This window comes from Vibrio sp. M260118, assembly GCF_036533755.1.
GTDB lineage: Bacteria > Pseudomonadota > Gammaproteobacteria > Enterobacterales > Vibrionaceae > Vibrio.
Genome location: NZ_JATABG010000339.1, coordinates 1 through 3,762, shown reverse-complemented (window position 1 = coordinate 3,762; position 3,762 = coordinate 1). Strand labels below are relative to the sequence as shown.

Annotated in this window: 6 protein-coding genes; 1 reads left to right on the top strand and 5 read right to left on the bottom strand. The window is 45.3% G+C overall.

Features of this window, described 5'->3' with window-relative positions; all coding sequences use genetic code 11:
- The 5 genes from yfcE to QTO00_RS16260 form a co-directional block, all read right to left on the bottom strand.
- Window positions 1-466, bottom strand: a 466-nt coding sequence (yfcE, locus tag QTO00_RS16280; protein WP_331425730.1) for a phosphodiesterase, incomplete at its 3' end; no start/stop codon positions are given.
- Window positions 467-516: 50 nt separating this feature from the next.
- Window positions 517-921 (bottom strand): CBS domain-containing protein, encoded by a 405-nt coding sequence (locus tag QTO00_RS16275; protein WP_331425729.1) that lies wholly within the window; start codon window positions 919-921, stop codon window positions 517-519.
- On the bottom strand, window positions 918-1,268 hold the full coding sequence (locus QTO00_RS16270) for a P-II family nitrogen regulator (RefSeq protein WP_331425728.1): 351 nt from the start codon (window positions 1,266-1,268) through the stop codon (window positions 918-920). The genes QTO00_RS16275 and QTO00_RS16270 overlap by 4 nt, the downstream gene beginning before the upstream one ends.
- Window positions 1,258-2,052, bottom strand: coding sequence for a DUF1538 domain-containing protein (locus QTO00_RS16265; protein ID WP_331425727.1), 795 nt, complete (start codon window positions 2,050-2,052; stop codon window positions 1,258-1,260). The genes QTO00_RS16270 and QTO00_RS16265 overlap by 11 nt, the downstream gene beginning before the upstream one ends.
- Window positions 2,049-2,783 carry a DUF1538 domain-containing protein gene (locus tag QTO00_RS16260; protein WP_331425726.1) on the bottom strand — a complete coding sequence of 245 codons (735 nt, stop codon included), beginning with the start codon at window positions 2,781-2,783 and terminating at the stop codon, window positions 2,049-2,051. The genes QTO00_RS16265 and QTO00_RS16260 overlap by 4 nt, the downstream gene beginning before the upstream one ends.
- A gap of 224 nt (window positions 2,784-3,007) precedes the next feature.
- Between QTO00_RS16260 and QTO00_RS16255 the strand changes: the two genes are divergently transcribed.
- Window positions 3,008-3,762 (top strand): TIGR01777 family oxidoreductase (locus tag QTO00_RS16255; protein ID WP_331425725.1); only part of this gene is annotated, 755 nt, incomplete at its 3' end.

Sequence of the window (3,762 nt, the reverse complement as noted above, 5' to 3'; positions counted from 1 at the left end):
GTGCATGGCCATTGCGTGGGAAGGTGACTGAGCCTGGATTGAAGATAAACTGCTCATCATCCAATTCAGCAACCGGAATATGGGTATGACCATGAGCAATCACATCCCCTTGTCTCAGCGGTGGGCGCTTGCCTGAGTTGTACAAGTGGCCGTGAGTTAAAAATAGTCTCTGGCCAGATTCAAGTAGCAACCACGCATAGTCCATCATCATCGGGAAACTCAGCAGCATTTGATCGACTTCACTATCACAATTGCCACGCACCGCGATAATTTGCTTGGCATACTGATTCAAAAGCTCACTCACTGCAGAAGGATTATAGCCTTCGGGTACAGGGTTACGCGGACCATGATTTAAAATATCACCGAGCAAAACTAGCGTTGTCGCGCCAGATTTTTCATATTCAGCAACAACTTGTTCAGTCGCAGGCAAACAGCCATGCAGGTCAGAGGCAAAAAAGAGCTTCACGACATCATCTCCTCATAATTAATCAGGAGATTCTACGCACTCTCCCGCTATTAGTCATCATGTACCATACCGTTGATAACAATATTGTTGTAACTGACCATACCGATGATTTTCCCCCCTTCAATCACAGGAGCGCGACTAATACCAAATCGTTCAAACAGACGAGCACAGTATTTAACGTTCATATTAGGATCGACTGATAACGCAGGCTTGGTCATAATTTCATAAATATTGGTACGCTCTGGAGAGCGGTTCTGAGCGAGGACTTTTTTCGCGATGTCATTCATTAAGACTAGGCCATACTCATCGTCATCATTCCGCTTGTTCACAACTAATGCTTTTACTTCATGACTTCGAGCAAGTTGAATACCCTCTTTCACCGTTGTTAAACCGTCAATGACGACATAGTTATTGGTCATCACATCGCGAATTCGTACCTTGGTATGTGTGTTCATAGTTCATCCTCTACCACTTTGGTTAGCTTTTCTACCTGATGCGCAACGCCTACCGCGTCTTCGATATCAATCTGAACAGCGATCCCCTGACCCGACGCTTGGTCAAACTCACCGACTTCACTAATTCGTTCCAGAATATGTCTTGATAAGTGCTCTTCAACCACAAACAGCAACACATCTTTTTGCACATCGAGCGTTAAACCAAAAAAGGTTTTCTTTTGATTTAGCCCTTCGCCTCTCGCATTGTTAATCACTGTTGCCCCAGTAGCCCCGGCATCACGCGCAGCATTGAGAACAACATCGGTTTTACTGTCTTCAACAAAAGCCAATATCAATTTAAAGCGCATTTTCTTTTTCCTCCCGCTCAGTGCCTTTGTTTAACCTCTGAGTAATTTGTGCGTATCCCATCACCGAAATCATGGGAAATAAACTTGCAAACGCGATCAATCCAAAACCATCGATCATCGGATTTCTCCCCGGTACTGTCGATGCTAATCCTAACCCCAACGCAGCGACTAAAGGGACAGTTACCGTAGACGTCGTCACTCCTCCAGAGTCATAAGCAAGGGGAATAATGAGTTTGGGTGCGTAAAAAGTCTGGACGACAACTATGATGTAACCGACGATGATATAGTAGTGAATGGGATCACCTACCACGATTCGGTAACTGCCCAACGAAATACCGACAGCCACTCCAATAGCCACAGCAACGCGTAATCCGTTAACGCTAATACTGCCACCAGAAACTTGATTAGCTTTTATCGCTACTGCAATCAATGAAGGTTCAGCAATCGTGGTACTAAAACCGATAAAGAAGGCAAACAGGTAGACCCAGTAGTAATCAACCCAGCCAATTAACGCCCCAGCCGATAACTTGAACTCTTGGATAAAGCTAGGTTCAGTCAACTGCTGCGCCATAGTTTCTCCCAGCGGGAACAAGGCAAGGTCAAGGCCAATTAAGAATAGTGATAAACCTAGAATGACATAAAAAAAACCTAAAATGACTTTCGGAAGATTAGTAACCGGACGCCTTAATACTGCAAACTGAAAGCCAAAAATAATCGTCGCTATCGGTAGTACATCGGTGATGGTATCAACGAAGGTTTCTAAAAATACGCTTAATTCAATCATGCCACCACCATTCCATAGACCATGACAAACATCATCGGCAGCAAGGAGGCAAACGCAATCAAGCCAAACCCATCGATCATAGGGTTTCTCCCTTTGATCGCTGAAGCAAGTCCGACACCGAGTGCAGTCACGAGTGGAACTGTTATGGTTGAGGTAGTCACTCCGCCAGAATCATAAGCAACACCAATAATACTTTGCGGGGCAAACATAGTTAAGACGACTACGCCGATATAGCCACCGATGATCATATATTGAATTGGCCAACCTTTAAGAATACGTAAAACGCCGAGCAAGATAGCCACTCCAACCGACAGCGCCACGGTGTATCGTAGGCCGTTAGCGTACTCTTCCATCGACGCCTCATTGTGGAGAATCATACCCCCTTCAGCGGCGACCTCTGCGGCCTCATCGGCAACAGCAGTTAACGCAGGTTCCGCGACTGTGGTACCAAAGCCCAAGCAGAAAGCAAAAACCAACAACCAAAATACGCTGCCTTTTCTTGCAAATGCTTGCGCCATTGTCTCGCCAATTGGAAATAACCCCATTTCAAGACCAAAGATAAAAAACGTCAAACCAAAAACCACTAATAGGAGGCCAAACAGAATGGACAAAAGATTGGGTAGAGGCTCTTGTAGAACAACCAGCTGAAAGAAAGCAATCACCACGATAATAGGCAATAGATCCCGTAAGCTTCCTAGCAGCGATCTCAACAACGCTGTCAACGCAACCACTTAACCTCCTTATCATTAGGTTTCACTTTTATCCTTCTAGAATGGCAAAGAAAAGGACTCTTCGGTGTGATACCAACTGCGTAGATCAGGATGAAAGTAACAAAATGTGAATTTTGTGATATTGCCACAGGTGATCACATTTACTGCTAAGTGACTATAATTAGTAACAATAATTCTCTATGGTTAAAATCAAACCGTCAAATACTTGTACACGAGGAAAAGGGATGAAGGTATTGCTTACTGGTGGAACGGGCTTTATTGGTCGTGAGCTACTTAAACACTTAACGACCCATGAAGTCGTGCTGCTTACGCGCGATCCACGCCACGCAAAATCCCTGCTCAATCACACCGATAGAGGTAATGTGACGTATATTTCCTCGCTAAGCCACTTCCATCACCTCAACGATTTCGATGCGGTCATCAACCTCGCTGGCGAGCCCATCGCTGATAAACGCTGGAGCAACAAACAAAAACAGACCATTTGCGACAGTCGTTGGAAATTGACGGAAGCGCTGGTTGAGCTCATCCATGCAAGCACTACACCACCAAAAGTATTCATTAGTGGTTCAGCTGTCGGCTACTATGGCGATCAACAGGAACACCCTTTCGATGAGACTTTACACGTCAATAGCCAAGAGTTTCCTCACTACGTCTGTAGTCGTTGGGAACAAATAGCTAACCGAGCTCGATCGGACATGACACGGGTTTGTATCTTACGTACCGGAGTCGTTCTCGCCCCGCAAGGTGGTGCGCTACTAAAGATGCTTCCTCCTTATAAGCTTGGTTTAGGCGGACCTTTAGGCCATGGACGACAATACATGCCTTGGATTCATATGCTCGATATGGTTCGTGGCATCATTTACTTGTTGGAAACGCCTCACGCTCATGGCGAGTTCAACCTCTGTGCACCTCATCCAGTTCCCAATAAACTGTTTAGCCAAACCTTAGCCAAAACGCTTAAGCGTCCACATCTACTTAA

What these genes read in the sequence shown, in the direction of transcription:
- QTO00_RS16275 (WP_331425729.1), bottom strand. Translation starts at nt 921, where the DNA reads ATGAACACACATACCAAGGTACGAATTCGCGATGTGATGACCAATAAC.
- QTO00_RS16270 (WP_331425728.1), bottom strand. Translation starts at nt 1,268, where the DNA reads ATGCGCTTTAAATTGATATTGGCTTTTGTTGAAGACAGTAAAACCGAT.
- QTO00_RS16265 (WP_331425727.1), bottom strand. Translation starts at nt 2,052, where the DNA reads ATGATTGAATTAAGCGTATTTTTAGAAACCTTCGTTGATACCATCACC.